Origin of the sequence: Flavobacterium sp. ACAM 123 (assembly GCF_000264055.1) — a bacterium.
GTDB lineage: Bacteria > Bacteroidota > Bacteroidia > Flavobacteriales > Flavobacteriaceae > Flavobacterium.
The window spans coordinates 1-20,630 of record NZ_AJXL01000016.1; the positions used below are offsets into that span (position 1 = coordinate 1).

General features: G+C 33.7%; 14 protein-coding genes and 2 pseudogenes. 8 read left to right on the forward strand and 8 right to left on the reverse strand.

Annotated features, from left to right (window positions below):
* Window positions 1-322: 322 nt before the first annotated feature.
* The 4 genes and pseudogenes from A3SG_RS19115 to A3SG_RS19120 all read left to right on the forward strand — a co-directional run bounded on the left by A3SG_RS19115 (window position 323) and on the right by A3SG_RS19120 (window position 6,304).
* A complete protein-coding gene (locus tag A3SG_RS19115) occupies window positions 323-1,825 on the forward strand; it encodes a Fic family protein (RefSeq protein WP_016988801.1) in 1,503 nt (500 codons plus the stop codon).
* Between the two features lie 111 nt (window positions 1,826-1,936).
* Window positions 1,937-2,635, forward strand: a pseudogene (locus A3SG_RS23060) (TOTE conflict system archaeo-eukaryotic primase domain-containing protein); the annotation flags it as partial.
* A gap of 162 nt (window positions 2,636-2,797) precedes the next feature.
* Window positions 2,798-4,936, forward strand: a complete 2,139-nt coding sequence (locus A3SG_RS0104385; RefSeq protein ID WP_410500986.1) for a DEAD/DEAH box helicase — start codon at window positions 2,798-2,800, stop codon at window positions 4,934-4,936.
* 567 nt (window positions 4,937-5,503) lie between these two features.
* Window positions 5,504-6,304, forward strand: a pseudogene (locus A3SG_RS19120) (bestrophin family protein).
* A gap of 169 nt (window positions 6,305-6,473) precedes the next feature.
* On the opposite strand, the gene A3SG_RS0104395 reads toward A3SG_RS19120, so the two are convergent.
* Window positions 6,474-8,732 (reverse strand): acyl-CoA dehydrogenase, encoded by a 2,259-nt coding sequence (locus A3SG_RS0104395; RefSeq protein ID WP_016988806.1) that lies wholly within the window; start codon window positions 8,730-8,732, stop codon window positions 6,474-6,476.
* Between the two features lie 220 nt (window positions 8,733-8,952).
* On the opposite strand from A3SG_RS0104395, the gene A3SG_RS0104400 reads away from it, so the two are divergent.
* Window positions 8,953-9,954: an LLM class flavin-dependent oxidoreductase gene (locus A3SG_RS0104400; RefSeq protein ID WP_016988807.1), complete on the forward strand. Its 1,002-nt coding sequence runs from the start codon at window positions 8,953-8,955 to the stop codon at window positions 9,952-9,954.
* Window positions 9,955-9,960: 6 nt separating this feature from the next.
* Here A3SG_RS0104400 and A3SG_RS0104405 read toward each other — a convergent pair whose 3' ends face one another.
* From A3SG_RS0104405 to A3SG_RS0104435, 7 genes are all read right to left on the reverse strand, one after another.
* On the reverse strand, window positions 9,961-10,893 hold the full coding sequence (locus A3SG_RS0104405) for a hypothetical protein (protein ID WP_016988808.1): 933 nt from the start codon (window positions 10,891-10,893) through the stop codon (window positions 9,961-9,963).
* Between the two features lie 20 nt (window positions 10,894-10,913).
* Complete coding sequence (locus A3SG_RS0104410) at window positions 10,914-11,765, reverse strand: substrate-binding domain-containing protein (RefSeq protein ID WP_016988809.1); 852 nt, start codon at window positions 11,763-11,765, stop codon at window positions 10,914-10,916.
* Window positions 11,762-12,295, reverse strand: a complete 534-nt coding sequence (locus tag A3SG_RS0104415; protein ID WP_016988810.1) for a GNAT family N-acetyltransferase — start codon at window positions 12,293-12,295, stop codon at window positions 11,762-11,764. Before A3SG_RS0104415 ends, A3SG_RS0104410 begins: the two co-directional genes overlap by 4 nt.
* Window positions 12,296-12,418: 123 nt before the next feature.
* The gene (locus A3SG_RS0104420) at window positions 12,419-13,543 is read right to left on the reverse strand and encodes an SDR family oxidoreductase (protein WP_016988811.1); all 1,125 of its coding nucleotides are present in this window, start codon (window positions 13,541-13,543) and stop codon (window positions 12,419-12,421) included.
* A gap of 93 nt (window positions 13,544-13,636) precedes the next feature.
* Window positions 13,637-14,506, reverse strand: coding sequence for a nucleoside phosphorylase (locus A3SG_RS0104425; RefSeq protein WP_016988812.1), 870 nt, complete (start codon window positions 14,504-14,506; stop codon window positions 13,637-13,639).
* A gap of 85 nt (window positions 14,507-14,591) precedes the next feature.
* Entirely contained in the window at window positions 14,592-14,921 is a 330-nt protein-coding gene (locus tag A3SG_RS0104430) for a translation initiation factor (RefSeq protein ID WP_029596605.1), read from the reverse strand.
* Window positions 14,922-15,047: 126 nt separating this feature from the next.
* The gene (locus A3SG_RS0104435) at window positions 15,048-15,998 is read right to left on the reverse strand and encodes an isopenicillin N synthase family dioxygenase (protein ID WP_016988814.1); all 951 of its coding nucleotides are present in this window, start codon (window positions 15,996-15,998) and stop codon (window positions 15,048-15,050) included.
* Window positions 15,999-16,171: 173 nt separating this feature from the next.
* Here A3SG_RS0104435 and A3SG_RS0104440 point away from each other — a divergent pair, with 173 nt between their 5' ends.
* The 3 genes from A3SG_RS0104440 (at window position 16,172) to A3SG_RS0104450 (ending at window position 20,585) form a co-directional block, all read left to right on the forward strand.
* Entirely contained in the window at window positions 16,172-18,148 is a 1,977-nt protein-coding gene (locus tag A3SG_RS0104440; protein ID WP_016988815.1) for a thiamine pyrophosphate-dependent enzyme, read from the forward strand.
* Between the two features lie 68 nt (window positions 18,149-18,216).
* A complete protein-coding gene (locus A3SG_RS0104445) occupies window positions 18,217-19,965 on the forward strand; it encodes a DUF885 domain-containing protein (RefSeq protein ID WP_016988816.1) in 1,749 nt (582 codons plus the stop codon).
* A 395-nt stretch (window positions 19,966-20,360) separates the two neighbouring features.
* Complete coding sequence (locus tag A3SG_RS0104450) at window positions 20,361-20,585, forward strand: hypothetical protein (protein ID WP_016988817.1); 225 nt, start codon at window positions 20,361-20,363, stop codon at window positions 20,583-20,585.
* Window positions 20,586-20,630 lie beyond the last annotated feature (45 nt).

Here is a 20,630-nt window from a genome sequence, read left to right on the forward strand (position 1 = left end):
TGTCATGTACTTAATCTTTTAATTTAAATTATTTTAGACTTTAAAAAAAAGTCAAAACATATATTAGGTGTTTTATTGTAAACCCTGACAGCACACAGAAATTACAACCTTCTCCAGATTATTTATATTCAAGATTCAGATAAATAAAAATTACCCTTTAATTAGTGTATAAAATTAATTTTATCCTTGCGAAATTAATTTTACCCCAACAATGAATAATAAAATAGTTCTATGTTAAAATAAATTAATTTTACCCTTTGTTTGATAATAAAAACTAAATTTACCTTTGCGAAATTAGTTTTACCTCAAAAACAGAAAGTAAATGAAAAAAGTAGGGTTTACATGGCTTAAGGAAAAACTAAATATTCAAGGTTTTCAACTGACGCATGAATCATATATCGGAACAACGGATAAGACCGAATTAAGTTCAACTAATTCGGTTGTTCGAACATTCAAATCGAAATATGATGTAAATATTGACCATCCAATGTCTCACTTAGAATTCGCTTTGAAATATGATGATTTTAACCTCGCATTCATCAAGGAAATTTTCACCTCTGTTGACCGCCAAATTATAGTTGACTACATCAAAGAAAATCCAAATAGAAAATATCCAAGAATCATTGGTTACTTGTATGAGTTTACTGGAGGTAAATCTATTAAAATTGAAGTTACTGCAACTAATTACGAGAATATATTAAACTCCTCTCGATATATAACTGGAGATATTACAAAAATAACTAAATGGAAAGTAAATGATAATCTTATAGGGCAAAACAAATTTTGCCCTATAATAAGAAGAACTGCTGAACTTAGCGAGTTACTTGATTGGAATATTAAAGAAGCTATTGAAAATCTGAAACACGAATACTCTTCAGAAATTTTTAAACGAGCAAGTTATTATCTTTATAAAAAAGAATCAAAATCTTCCAGTGAAATAGAGAAAGAAGAACCATCGCAAGACAGAATGGAAAAGTTCATAGCACTACTAGAAGAAGCAGGACAAAAAACCTTTGAAGAATCATTATCAGAAACTGAATTGGTACGTTTACAAAACGTAATAGTTGACCCTAGATATGCAGATGATGGTTTTAGGGACTTTCAAAACTATATTGGTCAATCAATGAGAGACTATACACAGAAAATACATTATGTATGTCCACCACCACAATTTGTAAAATCTTTGATGCAAGGAATACTTGACTTAAATAAAAAAAGCAGTTCATTTAAAACTATTATAAAAGCTTCAACGGTATCTTTTGGATATGTGTATATCCATCCATTTGAAGATGGTAATGGAAGAATTCATCGTTTCCTTATTCATGATATTCTAGTACGTGACGGCATTGTACCTAATGGAACAATACTACCTGTTTCTGCTCAAATACTTGCCAATATGGATGAATACGACAATACTTTGGAGTTACTTTCTAAATTGATTGAACGAAAGGTAAAATATACTCTTGATGAAGGTGGAAAGATGATTATTAATAACCCATCAGAAATAGAAGCTATATACCGATTTCCAGACTTAACTAATCATACCGTGTTTTTGGCAAGAGCACTACAAGCCACAGTTAATAACGATATTCCAGAAGAATTGTATTTTCTTCAATGCTATGATGAACTTAAAGGAGATATACAAAACATAGTAGATATGCCCGATAATAAAGTTGATCGCATGATTTTGTTTCTTCATCAAAACAAAGGAAAGCTGGCTAGTCGCAAAAGGGATTTTTACAAAGAGCTAAGTGATGATGAAATAGAGCAAATGGAACAGGCTTATAAGCAGGTATTTCAAAAGAGAGACAGCTTAAAATCTTAAATCAATTAACAACAGTCTAAATAATTAGAAATTGACAGCTACGGAAGTTGGAATTTCAAGATCGGAACAAAATAATATTAATAGATATTTTTAAATTATAGAGATTAAATAATGTCTTCATCAAAACCATTAGATACTATTCAACTATTCAAATCTATTTTTATAGGTCGAGAAGATGTGTTTGCTGTTCGGTGGGAAAAGGGAAATAAAAGTGGCTATATGCCAGCCTACTTCTATGACCCATATCGATATCGAGCACATAAAATGAAAGGAGGTACATTTCAAAATTATGCAGATAAAGAATATTTGCCTTTTACCGATAAAGAAATTGAAAAGCATCTAAATGGCGACCATTTAATTGGTATTTATCCACTACTAAAAGACAATACTTAATGGTTTATTGTCGCAGATTTTGATAAAGTTGATTGGGTTGAGGACTGCAAAAAGTTTATAAATACTTGCAAAGAAAAAGAAATTCCTGCATATTTAGAGCGTTCACGTTCAGGTAAAGGCGGACACGTTTGGATTTTTTTCGAACAGCCTTATCCAGCTATCAAAAGCCGAAAGATTTTTATTTCTATTTTAGAAAACTCGGAGATTTTTTCTTTGTTTGATAAAAGCTCAAGTTTTGACCGATTATTTCCTAATCAAGATTTCCTTTCAGGAAAAGGATTCGGTAATTTAATTGCACTTCCTCTGTACAAAAAAACCTTAGATCAAGGAAATAGTTGCTTTGTGGAAATTGATACTTTGAAACCATTCGAAAATCAATGGGATTTCTTTCAAAATATTCAAAAAACAACAATAGCCAAACTTGATAATCTTTACGAATCTTACATTCCTATAGAAAATAGCAACGTTCCATATTTACCACAAATTAGCCCTGCAAAGTTGACTATTACATTAAGCAATGTATTAGAAATCAATCGTAACGCAATACCAACCTCTTTAATTAATTTTCTAAAAGAAGAATTGAATTTTCTCAATACGGAATTCATAATAAAAAAGAAATCGAATAAAAATACTTTTGGAACTGAACGTTACTTCAGATTTATAGAAGAAACTGAAAATTCAATAATAATCCCAAAAGGTTTTGTTGGTAAAACAATTCGATTTTGTAGAGAAAATAAAATCGATTATGATTTTATTGATGAAAGAAAAAAACTAAACTCCGTTTCATTCTCATTTAATGCGCAACTAAAAGAACATCAACAATTAGTGATGAATAGCATCTCAAAGAAAGATTTGGGAGTAATTGTTGCTCCACCAGGATCAGGAAAAACGGTTGTTGGACTAAAAATTATTGCCGATAAAAAGCAACCTGCATTAATCATTACCCATCGCAAACAAATTGCGGAACAATGGATAGAAAGAATCGAAGCATTTTTGGGAATATCAAAAAATGATATTGGAAAAATTGGTCAAGGTAGAAACAAGAGTGGAAAACACATAACTATTGCAATGATTCAGAGTCTATCGAAAGAAATTGAGAAACCTGATTCAAAAGATTTTTTAAATACTTTTGGCACTATCATTATTGACGAATGCCATCATATACCTGCGGAAACATTCAGAAATACAATTGCAAAATTACAAACATTCTATTTGTATGGGTTAACAGCAACTCCTTTTAGAAAATACAATGACGACAAACTTATTTTTATCCATTTAGGAGAAATAATAGCAGAGATAAAATCGAATGAAATAAGTACTTCAAAAACTCCAAAAATAATCATTAGAAACACAGAACTTGATGTTCCTTTTAATTCAAAGACAGACAAATTTGAGACGTTATCGAAAATCCTAATCCACGATTCTACAAGAAATAAAAGGATACTTCAGGATGTAATCAATGAATTAAAATCAGATAAAAAAGTCATTATTATTACGGAGCGCAAGGAACATATTGATTCGCTTAATCAATATTTGAAACAATCATATGAGACTATTACATTAAGCGGAGAAGATTCTGAAAGTGCTAAAAACTCAAAATGGAAATTATTAAAGGAGGGGAATTATCAAGTTTTAATTACCACCGGACAATTCTTTGGAGAAGGAACAGATTTGCAAAATCCCAATTGTTTGTTTCTTGTTTATCCTTTTTCTTTTGAAGGTAAATTGATTCAATACATTGGGCGAGTTCAACGTTCGAAAGTAACACCTACTATTTACGATTATCGGGATATTAAGATTGATTATTTGAATAAAATGTTTCTAAAAAGGAATGTTTATTATCGAAAAATTGACAAGCAAGCAACCTTATTTGATGAACCCGAAGAAATTACTATCCCAGCAAACACATTTATTCTTGACCAAAAAATAAAGGTTTCTTTTGAAAAATTAGAATTTCGTTATGGAAGTATTTCTTTTAAACTCAGTGTTCCAGAAATGAATACAGAACTAGAATTTGATATTGAAAATTTCGAAATAAGACCAGAGTTTGAAGTCTTAAAAGAATACTTTTCTAAATCACTCCAAATAAAAAATATTGAAGTTGCTATTTATGCAGAATTTGAAAAAGGAAAACTAATTTCACAATTAGCATTATCCAATGATCTCAAAAAGATAACTAAAGAACTGATTGAAAGTGTGAAATTTAAATTTATAACCAAAAATTTCTTGGGAAAATTAAATACAATTAGCGAAGAAAACCTACTCGATATAAATCAATTACAGAATGAAAATAATATCAAATTATATGATTCAGGAGATGAATTATTAAATGACTTTTTACAGAATCAAAATTACAAACATCAAAAACATTTACAATATTTAGCCAATCATCACGAAAGGACTATTCTTAAAATTCGATTTGTACTGAATCCTTTTTCATTTGTTTTTCTTTTAGCAGGAAAGACAGAATTTCATATTGTTTTAGAAACCTTAAACACAGAAGAAGCAACCTACATTTGGCATTTTGACAATGATAAAAAATCACTTCTTTATAACTTAAAACAAGTTGACAACTACTTAAATAGCATTAGAAATAACGGAAGACAATCTTTTATTGAGAATCCACCTAATAATTTCAGTAGAATACTTCACGATTATTCAAATGACAGAAAAGGGTTTGTAATTTGGAAAGATTTGATTGAAGAAAGATTGATTTAAACAAATTTACTGTAAGATCAATTCCAATCAGATTCTAAATTATGCAATTTCTCTGCAGTCGACTTTGGATATACTAACGTAGCAAACACCCGAAGTTAAAAATAAATCTAAAATTTACATTACTTTAAACTTTCAAAAAAGGTCAAAACAGGTATAAGGTGTTCGATTGCAATCCCTGACAGCCCACAAAACTTCTCAATCTATTGAGAAGTTTTTTTTGCTTTTAATTCTCTGGAATATTTTGTTTGCATACTATACATAAAAACCTAATATCATTACTATCTGTGGTATGTTGCAGGTACGCAAAAGAGGCTTATTCGAAAAAGCGAAAAAAGCAAATGATTTAGGGTAAGTTTGACTGATTGGGATATCGTTTGTAAAAAATAATTTTACACAAAAAAAGCAGCAATGAAAAGAGAATTCCAAATGATGCAATAATAATTGTTTCTTCTTTTAAAGATGACGGATGCTAATTTAAATTAAATCAAGACTAAACTTAACGAGTAGATTAGTTTATATGATTAAATTTACACCATGATTACAAAGAAAAAAACAACCTGGTGTGGTATGCTGTTTGAATTGAAAGGTTGTGTTCTTCCGCAATTATTACCGCGGTTATTTATACTTTTCCTATATACTATTGTCATCGTCTATTTTAGAGATTCTTTACTCAAATACCATCTTTTTATCAACTCTGCAATTTTCACTCTTTTTGGCATTGCCTTAGCTATTTTTTTAGGATTTAGAAACACGGTCAGTTACGATCGATTTTGGGAAGGTAGAAAACTTTGGGGAGCACTCTTAAACGACACTCGCTCACTTGCTCGTCAAGCACATAAACAGGTAGACGGGGAAGACTATCATAAACAGCGTACTCATTTTATACAAATGCTTACGGCTTTGGTATATGCTTTAAAACATCAATTAAGAGAAACGAATCCTGATACTGATATGAATCGCCTATTATCAAAGTCTGATAATCAAAAAACACAAACTACTGTTTTTAAGCCTATTATTATTATTATTATTATTATTATTTTGAAAGAGTTGGGATTATGGGTAAATAAATTAAAAAGAGATGGGAAATTAGATAGTAATACATAGATTGCGTTTGATGACAACCTCAATAAATTAGCAGATAGTATAGCAGGTTGCGAAAGGATTACTAGTACTCCTGTACCTTATACCTACAGTATTTTGTTGCATCGTACCGTTTATATTTATTGCTTTTTACTTTCTTTTGGTTTTGGGGAAAACATGTTGTGGACTTTGCCTTTTGTGATTGTCTTTATCGCCTATACCTTTGTAGCGCTTGAAGTAATTGGTGATGAGTTAGAAGATCCATTTGGTATTCAGCCTAATGATTGAGCGTTAGATGCTATGTCTGCTATGATTGAAAATACCTTGTCAGAGATTGATAACAAACATATTGAACCTATTGAAAAATCTAAATACTACTATATCACTTAGGTTTCATAGCATAAAAATAGAAGTAGTAGATCAATTTATAAATGACAATAATTTAACGTCATATCTTTTAGAACGCAATAGGCGCAGCAAGGCAACTGTCAGGAATATCAAATGCTTTTACCAAAGAAACAGCGTCCGGTCTAATTTCCCAGCACAACTGATTGACCATCTTGCGTATGGCTTTTGTTTTTACAGCTTCCATATAACCATCCTCAAGATACCATCCTTTATTTTTTTCAATCTGCGAAAGTGCATACAATTGATATAATTTCAACATAACTTCCTTGCTATTTTTGTCTTCAATATTTTGTACGGCCTCTTGAAACTGCTCCAATACAACTCGTTCCAGGTAGGCCTGAGCGACATCAATCATTTGATGCTGCACAATATTAAACGCATCATAAGGATCAAGTCCGCTATCAATTAGTTTTTTTATTCGCTTCGCTGCAGACGCCAAAGTCGTTTTTTCTCTGTACTGAAAAGCATCTAAATGAAACTCCTCATCAATTAAGTGGGAATCATCCGTTTTTCTGGTTACTATTGGATTCTTTTCAGAAATAGCCGTTTTGGCATTTTCATAAACATAATTAATCATTCCCATTGCATCCATTTTGCCAAATGATTTTCGGAATTCTGATAAACGGTTTTTGGCAACCAATTGCATTAATACAGTATTGTCACCTTCAAAAGTGGTATAGATTTCGGTATCATTTTTTAAAGCATCAATACGATTTTCGGATAAATAACCTTTGCCACCACAGGCCTCGCGACATTCCTGTAAAACAGCAGTGGTGCTCCACGTAGAGTAGGCCTTCATACCCGCAGCTAGAGCTTCAATTTCCTGCATTTCAGATTCCTTTTTATTAAGGAAACGACTTGTAACGTATTGCAATGCAAAATGGATTGCATATGTTTTTGCCAATAAGGGAAGAAGTCGGCGTTGATGGATACGGTAATTTAATATTGGCACTTCTGCGCCTCCTGCTGGGCCAAATTGTCTGCGCTGGTCACTATATTTAATTGCAATTGTTAAGCCAGATTTAGCTGCAGCCAATGCTGATCTCGGAATCCCGATTCTGCCCCCTATTAAGGTTCCCAACATCGTAAAAAATCGTCGATTATCACTTGGTATTGGGCTTTCAAATTTCCCTTTCTCATTTACCGAAGAAAAACGATCTAACATATTTTCTTTTGGAATAATCACATTTTCAAACCGGATTGTTCCATTATCAACGCCATTAAGTCCCATTTTAAGGCCACAATCACCGATAGTAATTCCGTTTAGAATTTTGCTGTTGGTGTCGCGAAGTGGAACAACAAACGCATTAACACCGTAATCAGTTTCACCAATGATTAATTTAGCAAAAACTGTAGCCATTTGTCCGTGTACAGCTGCATTACCAATGTATTCTTTTTGCGCTTTTTCATGTGGTGTGTGAATGGTAAATATTTGTTTTTCATGATTATAGGTCGCCGTTGTTTCTATTCCTTTCACATTCGAACCGTGATTCGTTTCTGTCATAGCAAAGCAGCCTGGGAGTTGAAGTGAGCCAATATCTTTTAAGTACTTGCTATAATGTTTTTCTGTACCAAGGGATTGAATACTCATTCCCCAAAGTCCAAATTGTACACCAAACTTGATTACCAAGCTTAAATCGTGGTAGCTCAATGTTTCCATTATTGCAAAATAAGCTGCTATGTTTGCACCACCGCCATATCGTTTTGGAAACCCCATATTACCTAAGTTTTCTTTTGCAAGGATTTTACACCAATCATAGACTTTTTCACGATAAACAGCAGTGTCTGTCGAAGTTTCGTAGGCAAATTCAGGTCGGCTGATGACAGATTTTACTTTCTTAATGATTTCAGCTTGTTTCCCATCCAGAATTTGAGTTAGTTTTTCTATTTCAAATCTTTTGTTCGTTTGATGATTTGAAGTAAAGGAAATTGCAGTTGTTTTAAACTCTAAGATTGCTTCTTTTCCTGAAATCCCTAAATCGTTTTCGAGTACTGTGAAAGCAGTTCTAAGATCGTTGATGATTTCATCATTTTCAGACAGTAAGACCGAGATATCAAAAAGGGATTTGATTTCAGGGCTTTTTTGAAGAACACGTTCAATTTCCGACTTCCAATCTGCTACCACTTCCCTCGATGGTGGGGATGACACTGCAATTTTAGAAACAAGATATTCCTGTTCTTCTTTAGAAATCCAGTTCTGGGAAACGATAAATTGTTGTAATGTCAAGAATTCTTTTTGACTCAAAAGATCATCAGACCAAACAAGATAAAAAAGAGGAATAAAGGCTTTTAGTTTAGAATTTTCCATAATGAATTTCGATAACGTTTTAAACTTCTTCAAGATAGCGAAATTTAACTGTAGAAATAGAAAACTAAAAGGAAAATGCAAACTCTTCAAAAAGTGTAAGCTAAGATCTATAAAATCAAAAAGTTCGATATACCCTTTTTAACTAGATATTAGTATATGCTTGTGCCAAAAGAAATATTACAATCCTTACTTTTGTTAAGATAGAAAAGAAACGCAATCAATGAATATAAATAGGTTATCTCAAACAAAAATATCAGTTCTCGACCTAGCAATAGTTAGAGATGGGGATCATGTAGCTGAAACTTTCAAAAACAGTCTTGATCTTGCACAGCAAGTTGAAAAATGGGGCTATAGTCGATTTTGGTTAGCAGAGCATCACAATATGCCAGGACTTGCAAGTAGTGCAACTTCTATTTTAATTGGACATATTGCATCTGGAACGAGTACATTAAAAGTGGGTTCCGGTGGGATTATGCTGCCTAATCACGCACCGTTAATCGTAGCAGAACAATTTGGAACACTCGCTACTCTTTTTCCTAACCGAATTGATTTAGGATTGGGTCGTGCGCCGGGAACGGATCAATTTACGGCAGCGGCCTTAAAAAGAGATCAACATGCAGCGATGGAATTTCCAGCCAATGTAGAAGAATTACAATTGTATTTTTCAGAGGGGAATAAAAAAGGACGTGTTCGCGCAATTCCCGGAGAAGGGGTAAACGTCCCAATCTGGATTTTAGGTTCTAGTACAGATAGTGCCTACTTAGCAGCTTCAAAAGGGTTGCCTTATGCTTTTGCAAGTCATTTTGCACCTGCACAATTGCTGACCGCCATATCGATATACCGTACTAATTTCAGGCCTTCCGAACAATTAAAAAAACCTTATGTGATTGCTTGCATCAATGCAATTGTAGCCGATTCTGATCAAGAGGCGGAGCGATTATCGACTTCTTTTAAGAGATTGTTTCTGGGAATTATAACTGGAAATAGACAACAACTTAAAGAAGCGGTTGATCCTGGGGAAGGTTTTATGGACCCAATGGAAGAAGCCGCCTTGCAACAGATGATTGTTTATACCTTTATAGGAGGTCCCGAAAAAGTAAAAAAAGAATTGGAGTATTTTCTTGAAAAAACGAAAGTCGATGAATTGATGGTGGCCACTGCTATTTATGAGCATACAGCCAGAGTTCATTCTTATGAAATTTTAGGACAATTGAAAATCTAATTGTATTTAATAAAGTGTTAAGGCACCCAGGATTTCTTCTGACAAGAAAGGCCCTCCAGGGTATTTAGCAGTATAATCTAGGTTAAGCCAAACTTGACCACGCTCATCGATATGATAGTGAAGCTGCTTTTGATAGCTCTCCTTTTCAAAAAGCACATTTTTAATTAAGTAATTTACGGTCTCGAGATCATTTAAGTTGCCTACCAGAATTTCAGGATAAATATGTCCTTTAGTATGAATCAGTCGGGGAGTTCCCCCTATGGCTCGCACACTTGCCGCCATCAAAATAGAATGGTCGTCACAATCTCCCGAAAAATAATCCAATGACTCACTTGCAGTTGCAATATAATCCCCGTCTTTTGGGTCGCTGACATAATTCCAACGACTGTTTATTTCTTTAAATACGGCAAAACATTGAATTATGGTTCGATAGTCAGAATAGCCTTTTATATTTTTGAAATGTTTTGAAGTAGCCATAACAGCAAAATTCCTGACTCTGGGATTTTGATATTCAATGGCATTAATAATTTTAGATTTATTGGGAAACGGCAGCAGTTTAGCTATGATGATATCTTGTGGATTTGGACTATCGGACATGGTGTATAACATAGAGTCGTAATCCTCATAAACACTGTTGAAACCATAATTTCCAGATGCTGTTCCAAAAAATAAAACTAAAACATATAAGAAGATACAAATAATGATTATGGTCCTTAAAAGTCTTAATATCACTTGTATCGCTACAATTATAAATAAGAACAGAAAGATTCGGTCAATATTAAAAAACCAATTCAGTTCGATTAGATTCTGATGGGCTATTATGAAAAGAGGAATAGCAATTAAAATATTCAGTACAAAAATAATAACGTCATCCCAAGGTTTCTGAACCCGAAGTTTTTGTATGCTTTTATTAAAAGAAATATTTTTTATGTTTACCATAGTGCCCCCAAAATCAAAAACTAAATTAGTTTTACAACTTCCTCAAAAGTACCCATTTTATCAATGATTTTCAGTCGAAATAACTGATTTTGAACATTGTTTAACATTTCGATTGTTAATGGTTTTTCTGACCATTCTGTTAATGTTAACCATTCTTGAATATCTTCTTTTTTTTGGTTATAATTTGCTGCCAGCATTTTATCTATATTTGGAATCTCTTTAAAGCTTGTAGTAGTTTTATTTATAGTGTCTACTATTTTTTTTATCGCTTCAGGATATTTTTCCAATATCTCGTCACGTACAGCAATTACAAAGCAAGGCCAAGGGGTAGGGCAGTCGTCAATTCTTCTAAATATTCCCTTGTCTACCAATGGTTTAGTCATGAAACGTTCCCACATGAAATAATCGGCACGTCCATTTGTTAAGGCTTCAACAGCCCCGTCTATGGTATTTACAATTTCAAATTGGAGGCTGTCTGTTTTCCAACCTTGATTATTTGCATTTACATAAGCCATTAATTGAGAACCCGATCCTTGACGAGAAATAGCCACTTTGGTGTTTTCTAAATCAGAAAGTGTTTTATATTTAGACTTGGCTGCCACGTGAATTCCCCATATTAATGGAGATTCTACATAAATCTGCACAATTTTACTCGGATTGCCGGCAACGATATCTTTCACAATACCTTCCGTTAATATTACCGCAATATCAGTATCTCCGTCCCGTAGCATCTGACACATTTTTCCTGTTCCTTCAGGAATATTCGTCCATTCTAAATTAATATCATGAGATTCAAATTCTTTGTTTTCTATGGCTAAGTGCCAAGGCAAATTGAAATGTTCCGGTACTCCGGCAATTTTTAATGTTCTCATTTTAAATAGTCTATTTTGTTTAATTCATACCAAACGTATGGAATACCATCATGATAATACTCGGAAACCAATCGTAATCCTATTTTTTCCAAAATTCTTCTGGAACCAACATTTTCAATATTTGCCGAAGCATACATTGTGGTAATATTCATGGTATTGAATCCATAGTTTAGCCAAGCTTTTGCCGCTTCGTAACCATAACCTTTTCCCCAATAATTTTCAATAAATCGATAACCTATTTCATAGAAGTTAACATGACCATTTTCAGGTTCAGTAATGAATTTTATTCCGCACCAACCTATAAAAGCATTTGTTTCTTTCAGAATAACCGCATATCTGCCTATTCCGTTTTCAAGGTATTGCTTTCTGATATTGGTGATATATTTTCTGCTTTCTTCTATTGAAATAACAGGTTGTTTACCCAGAAACTCATGCACATTTGGATTTGAATCCAAGAGAAACATTCCTTCGGCATCGGAAGGTAGAATCTCTCTCAGGAGTAAACGTTCGGTTTCTATTGTTCTATTCATAGTACAAGGATTGCTGCTTTTATCCCGATATTCTATTGCTTAAGGAGAAATTATTTGTATTAGGTTCGGCACAATAAACCGCCATCTGGTTTTATTACAAGAGGCGAGAATTAACACCTAAAATTACACATTAATATCTTTAAAATTATTTGACCTAGCATAAAGAATCATATTAGTAAAGGCTTCAGTATCAACTTTTGGTATTTGTAGAATCGAGTTTAATAAAGTTGTGTTATATTCATTTGGATGCGTTATGAAATAAGGTTGCAAATGTTTCCCAATACTTTCATAATATAATTTTTCGATTGTATTTTTATATTCAAAATCAGGGGTGTTTTTAATTAAAGTATAGTTAGTGTATCCCACTTCTTTCATGATTAATTCCAATCCTTTAACGAGATTAAGACTTTTATTGTTTACAATATTAAGTTGTTGAATAGCATCTTGTTGAAAAACACTCACAATAACTTTAGCAACATAATCCACAGGAATGATGTTTAACCCCGTTTGTTCATTGATTATAAAACGCACATTATCCTGCTTATTTCTTCTTTGTGCGGTAAAATGAAAGAATTTTGCCAAAAGATAAAAAACCATGTACTTAGAAATGAAATAGTTGTTTTCTTTTCCAAGCATTTTTCCGCCAATAACGCTTGGACGCAAGATTTGATATGGGAGTCCTATAGCTTTCGATTGACGGGCAATAAAATTTTCTGAGTGAAATTTGGCGTTTTCATACGCATTTCGATGCTCCGGAACAAAATCAAGATTATGAAAATCATTATCAATAAGCCCTTTTCTTTCACCTGAAGAAAAAGCGGTGCCGATGTAAATAAATTTTTTTATGAAGGGGTAGAATAGAGTGAAAATATTTTTTGTGATGGTGGTATTTTCATCAAATATTTTCTCACTTTGCGCTTCATCAGTAGATAAATTAACATAACCTGCAGAATGAATGAAATACGCTCCTTTAATTTTATTTGAAAAATCCGCATTAATGGAAGCCAAATCCGTATCAATAACCTCTAAATATTCGTGCAGTTTTGTTATTCCTTTGTCTCGCAATATTTTAGGAGTGTAACTACTGGATAAGAGTTCGTTTATTCTATCTAAAGCAGAGCTTTTTCCTTTACTTCTGGCAATTAGAAAGAGTTTTCCCTCTATTTTACTATTGATGAAAAATTCTAAAATTTCATACATCACATGAGAACCTAAAACTCCTGTAGCACCTGTAAGTATTATTTTCATAATTGTTATATTCTAAAAATAAATGTAGTTTTAAAAAATTAAAAAAGAACCTTTTAAAACTACAAATAGGACCATTTTGAAAAGCAAATTCAGCTAATTTTCAGCTAATTTACCCAAGGTATAAGCAATCAGCTCGTCTACCGCCTTGTACGGATCAGCGCTAAAAGTTCCTGAGGCACGATTGGCGATAATGGCATTCAGTGATAAGGCATTGTGGCCTAAAAGCGCTGAAAGACCATATATTGCTGCAGTTTCCATTTCTAAATTGGTAATTATGTTATCTTCAAACTTAAAATTATCCATTTTAGAATTCAAACTCTCATCTTGGATATTTAAGCGCAATACACGGCCTTGAGGTCCGTAAAAACCGCCTGCAGTTGCTGTGATTCCTTTGTGTATCTTGTCACTTTCAATTATTTTTTCCAATTTTTCTGCACAGGCAATTACGCAGGGCTTTCCTTTGCGCACATCCCAATTGGTGTGTTTAACAAAAGCATCTTCCATCTCTAAGTTTGACACCTCTTCTATAAGATAGGAGCGAAGCATGTTATCCAGACCTAAGCCGAACTTAGCCATCACAAAACTATCCACGGGAATGTCAGCCTGTAAAGATCCTGAGGTTCCTATGCGAATGATATTTAGCGAAGTCAGTTTTTCTTTTGGTTTGCGAGTTTCTAAATCAATATTTACTAAGGCATCTAATTCATTTATTACGATATCAATATTGTCAGGACCTATTCCTGTTGACATTACAGTAATTCTCTTGCCTTTGAATAGTCCCGTTTGGGTTTTGAATTCTCTTTTTTGAGTCGAAAATTCGATGCTGTCAAAAAATTGTGTGATTTTTTCGACACGATTTTGATCTCCCACAAAGATGATGTCGTGAGCAATATGTTCCGGTTTTAGATTCAAGTGGTACACACTTCCATCCGGATTTAATATTAATTCTGATGATTGTATCATTTGATTTTTTGTTTAAAGTTTGAGGTTTAAAAGTTTAAGGTTATCGGTCTTGTAAACTCCACATAACTGAACACTGATTACTAAATTAACCTCCCACACGTTTTATTTTGAAGCCTTTCACTTTTAATATTTCCATGATTTTATCGCGGTAGTCTCCTTGAATGATAATGGAATCATCTTTAAAAGTCCCGCCAACGCTTAACTTTGTTTTAATCTCTTTAGCAAGAATTTTAAAATCTGCGTCTGAACCTTCATAGCCCTCGATTACGGTAGTAACTTTTCCTTTTCTTTTTTCGAATTTGCAAATCATAGGTTCTTTCTGAACGTATAACTCATGAGGCTCCTCTTCCTTTGCCTCCGCGGGCAACGGTTTGTGATCTGGAAAAAGATTTTTTAATTGGTCTTGTAAGTCCATAATTTTTAATTTAGATTCCAAAAAATAAATTCCAATTTCCAATAATTGTGAATTTAAAACACAATTTCATTTTTTGGAATTTGGAATTTTATTTTTCTCATTCCCGCCTTGGTGGGATTGGGGATTTTACTTTTTTATCAATCCTAAATCTACCAATCGTTCATATAAATAATCACCGGCGGTAATGTCTTCAAACTGTTTAGGGTTATTTTCATCAATGCAGTTTTCTAAACAATTTAATGGCATATCACTAACAGGATGCATGAAAAACGGGACAGAATATCTTGAAGTTCCCCATAATTCCCTTGGTGGGTTGACCACTTGGTGAATGGTAGACTTCAATTTATTATTAGTGTGGCGAGACAACATATCACCCACATTAATTACTAATTCATCCGGCATAGCAATGGCATCTATCCATTCGCCTTTGCGGTTTTGAACCTGTAATCCTTTTCCTTGAGCTCCCATTAACAGAGTTATCAAGTTGATATCACCATGAGCAGCTGCACGAATTGCATTTGCTGGTTCTGAGGTAATCGGTGGGTAGTGAATCGGTCTTAAAATTGAATTTCCGTCTTTGGCATAATTATCAAAGTAAAATTCGTCTAAACCCAAGCGCAATGCTAATGCTCTTAACACGTAAACACCGGTTTTTTCTAACATTTGGTACGCTTCTTTACCTACAGCATTGAAACGGGGTAATTCTTCAACTTCGACATTTTCTGGGTATTCTGAAGCGTATTTTGAATTTTCTCCAACATACTGACCAAAATGCCAAAACTCTTTCAAATCTCCCTCTTTTCTCCCTTTGGCATGTTCTGTTCCAAAAGAAACATAGCCTCTTTGTCCGCCGATTCCAGCAATTTCATAACTGTGCTTAGTTTCTAATGGCAAAGCGAAAAAATTTCTTATTTCACCATACAGTTCTTCTACTAATTGATCATTTAAAAAGTGACCTTTTAGTGCTACGAAGCCAATATCTTCAAATGCACTTCCGATTTCATTTACAAATTTTTGTTTACGTTCCGGGTCGTCCGAAAGGAAATCACGCAAGTCCACACTAGGAATGTTTTGCATATACTACTTATTTTTTAATAACTTAGATGGTGTTAAAAACCATTCATCCACAAATATATTAAATAATTTTTGAATAGAATTTTAAATGGAAAAAACAAGGGTTAAAAATATAACAAATTTAAACTAAACTGTTATATTTTTCTATCTTTGAGTCACGTAATAAAGCCAACAGAATGAATTTTGATAGAAAAAACCTTACTGACGACACCTTATTAGATTTATATAAAAGAATATTAAAGCCACGGCTGATCGAAGAAAAAATGCTTATTCTTATTCGCCAAGGAAAGGTATCGAAATGGTTTTCAGGAATCGGTCAAGAAGCCATCTCGGTAGGAGTGACCGCAGTATTGGATAATGAGGAGTATATATTGCCGATGCATCGAAATTTAGGAGTATTCACTGGTCGTAACATTCCATTGTATCGTTTGTTCTCCCAATGGCAAGGCAAAGCCAATGGTTTTACGAAAGGTAGGGATAGAAGCTTTCATTTTGGTACCCAACACTATAAGATTATCGGAATGATTTCGCATCTTGGTCCACAATTAGGCGTTGCTGATGGAATCGCATTAGCTAACAAATTAAAGAAAAACGGAAAAGTTACCGCAGTGTTCACTGGTGAAGGCGCTACTAGTGAAGGAGACTTTCATGAGGCTTTGAATATCGCTTCGGTATGGGAATTGCCTGTTATGTTCGTCATAGAGAATAATGGATATGGCCTTTCTACACCCACAAACGAACAATACCGTTGTAAAAACTTAGCTGATAAAGGAAAGGGATACGGCATGGAAAGTCATATTATTAACGGAAATAATATTCTAGAGGTATTTAATTTACTTTCAGAATTAAAAACATCCATGATTGAAAAGCCGCGGCCTGTTTTATTGGAGTTTAAAACTTTCAGAATGCGGGGACATGAAGAGGCTAGCGGTACTAAATATGTTCCGCAAGAGTTAATGGATTTATGGGCTGCAAAAGATCCCGTAGAGAATTACCGCAGCTTTTTAAAAGAAAACGGAATCCTTTCTGATGCCTTAGACAACAGGCTAATAAGCGAAATCAAAAAAGAAATCGATGAGAATCTGGCTATTGCCAATGCAGAACCTGAAATTGAACCAACATTAAGTGAAGAGTTAAATGATGTTTTTAAACCATTTAATCCTGAGGTGTTTAATCCTTCAGAGGATATAGAAAAAATAAGATTCATAGATGCTATTTCTATTGGATTGAAGCAATCCATGGAACGTCATGACAACTTGGTTATTATGGGTCAGGATGTTGCTGAATACGGTGGTGCTTTTAAAATCACCGATGGATTTGTGACTCAATTTGGAAAAGAACGTGTAATCAACACACCAATTTGTGAAAGTGCCGTAGTATCTGCGGGAATGGGATTGTCCATAAACGGGTACAAAACGATTGTAGAAATGCAGTTTGCCGATTTTGTTTCGACGGGATTCAACCCGATTGTAAACTTATTGGCTAAGTCCTATTACCGTTGGTTAGAAAATGCAGATGTTGTGATTCGAATGCCTTGCGGCGGCGGAACGCAAGCGGGGCCTTTTCATTCTCAGACGAATGAAGCTTGGTTCACAAAAACACCCGGTCTAAAAGTGGTATATCCTGCATTTCCTTATGATGCAAAAGGATTATTAAACGCCTCTATTAACGACCCAAATCCAGTACTTTTCTTTGAACACAAACAATTGTATCGTAGCGTATATCAAGAGGTACCGAAAGACTATTATACCTTACCATTAGGAAAGGCTGCTTTAGTAAAAGAAGGAAATGCAGTCACTATAATTGCTTTTGGAGCAACGGTGCATTGGGCTTTGGATACATTGACAAATAATTCTGAAATTTCAGCAGATTTGTTGGATTTAAGAACATTGCAACCTCTGGATAAGGAAGCTATTTTTACGTCCGTTAAGAAGACTGGAAAAGCGATTATTTATCAGGAAGACAGCATGTTTGGTGGTATTGCCAGCGATATATCGGCGTTGATTATGGAGGAGTGTTTTAAATATCTAGATGCTCCCGTAAAAAGAGTGGCTAGTTTAGACACCCCAATTCCATTTGCAAAAGCATTAGAAGACCAGTATTTGCCTAAAGGTCGATTTGAAACTGATTTATTGGCGCTTTTAGCCTATTAGCTATACCTTTTAAAAGCCTGTTCAATAAATAGCGTTTTTTTTACCTTTATTTTTGTTAAATTGCAATCATGAAAAAATATAGCGCCTCCATTCTGTTCCTTATTTTACTATTTTCATGTCAGAAAAAAGAGGAAAAGACAGTTCTCATTAATTCAAACAAAAACTTCGAAAAATATAAAGAAGGCTTTGTTATCTCGCTCTGGGAATTGTATCCAGATTGGGCGGCAAGTAAAGGATATCATAAGCTGGATAGCATTTTGGTGGTTCCAGATTCCATTTATAAAAAAAAGCAATTGGACTTTGCTCATGCGCACTTAGACTCTTTGCAAAATTACCCATTGGAAAATCTTGCAGACCATAATATCATTGATTTTTACATGATCCAAAATCAATTAAAAAGCTCCATTTTTACTATTGATAAATTAAAATCATTCGAATGGAATCCAGCGGAATATAATGTTTGCGGTGCTTTCGCAGAAATATTAAATGGGAAATATGATACTTTAGAAGTCCGACTGCATAGTTTTAATATCAAAATGAATGCGATTCCAGCCTATTATGAAGCAGCAAAAGCAAATATAAAAAATCCAACATTAGAGCATACTGCACTTGCTATTTCTCAGAATTTAGGGGGCATATCTGTTTTTGAAAAAGATTTAATTTCCGCTTTAGGCAAAAGTAAATTATCTAATATTGAGAAAAAAGAGATTAAAGAAAAAGCAAAAACAGCAGTGCATGCCATTGTAGTTTATACCAATTGGTTGAAGGATTTGGATAATAAAATGCCACGTTCGTTTAGATTAGGTAAAAAATTGTACACTGAAAAATTTGATTTAGATATTCAGTCTAGCTATAGTGCTGATACTATTTTTAAAAAGGCTGTATATCATAAAAAGGATTTACACGGAAAAATGTTAGTATTGGCAGATAACTTGTGGCCAAAATACATGAAATCGACAGCCAAGCCGACCGATACCTTGCAGTTGATCAAAATGGTTGTAGATAAGATTTCGCTGCAACATACTAAACCCGCTAAATTTCAATCGGAGATCGAGAAACAAATACCTGAATTAGTGGACTATATAAAAGCCAAAGATTTACTGTATATCGACCCGTCAAAACCGTTGGTTGTGCGCAAGGAGCCAGCTTACATGGCTGGAGTAGCAGGAGCATCTATTTCGGCACCCGGTCCTTATGATAAAAATGCCAATACCTATTATAACGTAGGCAGTATGTCAGGCTGGAGTGCAGAAAAATCAGAAAGCTACTTAAGGGAATACAACGATTATATTTTGCAAATCCTAAATATTCATGAGGCTATACCGGGACATTATACACAATTAGTCTATAGCAATCAATCACCGAGTCTCATTAAAGCCATTTTTGGAAATGGAGCAATGATCGAAGGTTGGGCAGTATATGCCGAAAGAATGATGCTGGAAAGCGGATATAAAAACTCAGACGAAATGTGGTTGATGTATTATAAGTGGAACCTAAGAACGACATGTAATACAATCTTAGATTATAGCGTGCATACTAAAAATATGACTAAGGAAGAAGCCATGAATTTATTGGTTATGGAAGCTTTTCAACAGCAAGCGGAAGCAGAGGGAAAGTGGACCCGTGTTAATTTGTCGCAGGTTCAACTGTCTTCCTATTTTACAGGTTATACTGAAATTTATGATTTTAGGGAAAGACTTAAAAAGACGGAGGACGCCAAATTTAATCTAAAACAATTCCATGAGAAATTCTTAAGCTATGGTAGTGCGCCGGTAAAATATATCAAAGAATTGATGTTAAAAGACTTAAAGGAATAAATTAAATATCGCATTGGGTTATTTTCGAAATTTTAAAAATAACCCAATATGTAGTAGATGGTTACAAACATAATAACTGTTCCTACGCAACCACAACCCATTTTTTTTGCGCCGTAACCCGCGATCAATGTTTTAAAAAATCCGTTCCTATATTTCTGATTTTAGTATCTTGTTAAAATTAATGATTTAATTAATGCTAAAAGTGGAACTGTGAATTTTGAAAGAAAATAGTGGATCTATTAGAAATGAATCTCGGACCCCGGTTTTATTCTCCTTCGAAGAATAATTTCTTAAACAAATAAAATTTTTAAATTCTCGTCATATTATATTTTGGAAACTATACTCTGATAGCGTAGTTTTGGAAAAAAATTAGACACTTAAATTTGATTTGAAAAATGAAGCCTTTAAATGAAAAATTAATACTAAAAGACGCCACAATAAATAAAGTGCAATTTGATACAGAATGGTTTTATAAATTGGAGGATATAGCGTTTTATTTAAAAGAAGATTTATCACAAGTTGATTTTATCTTTTTACCTTTCACAATTGATGGAGAGGAAGAGTTTGTGAAGTGCAGTTCTTTTGAAGACATCTATAGAGGCAGAATAGAATTCACATAGCGCAGATAAAAATAAAGAGCCCTTCTAAAATTAGATTTTAGAAAG

Coding starts and splice junctions, on each gene's coding strand:
- A3SG_RS19115 (WP_016988801.1), top strand. CDS start 323: ATGAAAAAAGTAGGGTTTACATGGCTTAAGGAAAAACTAAATATTCAA.
- A3SG_RS0104395 (WP_016988806.1), bottom strand. CDS start 8,732: ATGGAAAATTCTAAACTAAAAGCCTTTATTCCTCTTTTTTATCTTGTT.
- A3SG_RS0104400 (WP_016988807.1), top strand. CDS start 8,953: ATGAATATAAATAGGTTATCTCAAACAAAAATATCAGTTCTCGACCTA.
- A3SG_RS0104405 (WP_016988808.1), bottom strand. CDS start 10,893: ATGGTAAACATAAAAAATATTTCTTTTAATAAAAGCATACAAAAACTT.
- A3SG_RS0104410 (WP_016988809.1), bottom strand. CDS start 11,765: ATGAGAACATTAAAAATTGCCGGAGTACCGGAACATTTCAATTTGCCT.
- A3SG_RS0104415 (WP_016988810.1), bottom strand. CDS start 12,295: ATGAATAGAACAATAGAAACCGAACGTTTACTCCTGAGAGAGATTCTA.
- A3SG_RS0104420 (WP_016988811.1), bottom strand. CDS start 13,543: ATGAAAATAATACTTACAGGTGCTACAGGAGTTTTAGGTTCTCATGTG.
- A3SG_RS0104425 (WP_016988812.1), bottom strand. CDS start 14,506: ATGATACAATCATCAGAATTAATATTAAATCCGGATGGAAGTGTGTAC.
- A3SG_RS0104430 (WP_029596605.1), bottom strand. CDS start 14,921: ATGGACTTACAAGACCAATTAAAAAATCTTTTTCCAGATCACAAACCG.
- A3SG_RS0104435 (WP_016988814.1), bottom strand. CDS start 15,998: ATGCAAAACATTCCTAGTGTGGACTTGCGTGATTTCCTTTCGGACGAC.
- A3SG_RS0104440 (WP_016988815.1), top strand. CDS start 16,172: ATGAATTTTGATAGAAAAAACCTTACTGACGACACCTTATTAGATTTA.
- A3SG_RS0104445 (WP_016988816.1), top strand. CDS start 18,217: ATGAAAAAATATAGCGCCTCCATTCTGTTCCTTATTTTACTATTTTCA.
- A3SG_RS0104450 (WP_016988817.1), top strand. CDS start 20,361: ATGAAGCCTTTAAATGAAAAATTAATACTAAAAGACGCCACAATAAAT.